Annotated in this window: 1 protein-coding gene; it reads right to left on the reverse strand. The window is 54.0% G+C overall.

Annotated elements, in window-relative coordinates; genetic code table 11:
• The coding region (locus tag A3764_RS18640) for a DUF4331 family protein (protein ID WP_150122293.1) at positions 1–207 on the reverse strand (207 nt) is incomplete at its 3' end.
• Positions 208–593: the final 386 nt, after the last annotated feature.

Genomic DNA, 593 nt, shown 5'->3' on the forward strand with positions numbered 1-593 from the left:
GATCGGCTGATAGTTGGCGATCAGGGTCACGTAGTCGTCGCGACCGGGTTCATAGCTGCGGAACATATAGAAATCTGTTCCGTCGATTTTCGGCGTCTGCGTGATGGCCGGCGCTTCACGGTGGGACGATGCCCCCGCGAAGGTTGCCGTAAGGCAAACGGCTGCGGCCGTCGTCCCCCGCAGAATGTTGTGGATGGGTTTATTCATTTGGTACTCCCTGCAATCGACAATCTGTCAAAGTCTGCGAACGCGAAAATCTCAAAGCGTTCGAACAAGCGGCCGCGAAGGTCGCAAAGGCTACTCGTTGCCCCCAGTCACGGACGAACGTTAGGTAAGTTTCAAATACTTTCTGATTTGATTACAATTATTTTATCTATTTGAGGAATTTACCAATTTTTGGCCTGCAGAATGGGACCATGGCTATCATTGCGACGCTCTTGCTCGGGATGATGCTGGCGCGGCTGATTTGGCTGGACCTTAAAACGCGCAGGTTGCCCGACCTTTACACGTTAACGTTGCTTGGGGCGGGAATCGTCCTGAACGGCGCTTGCGCGGGTGCTCTTCCGGCGCTCAGTCTATGGGGGGCGATCTTC

It is taken from the genome of Sulfitobacter sp. HI0129 (assembly GCF_001635395.1).
Taxonomy (GTDB): Bacteria; Pseudomonadota; Alphaproteobacteria; order Rhodobacterales; family Rhodobacteraceae; genus Sulfitobacter.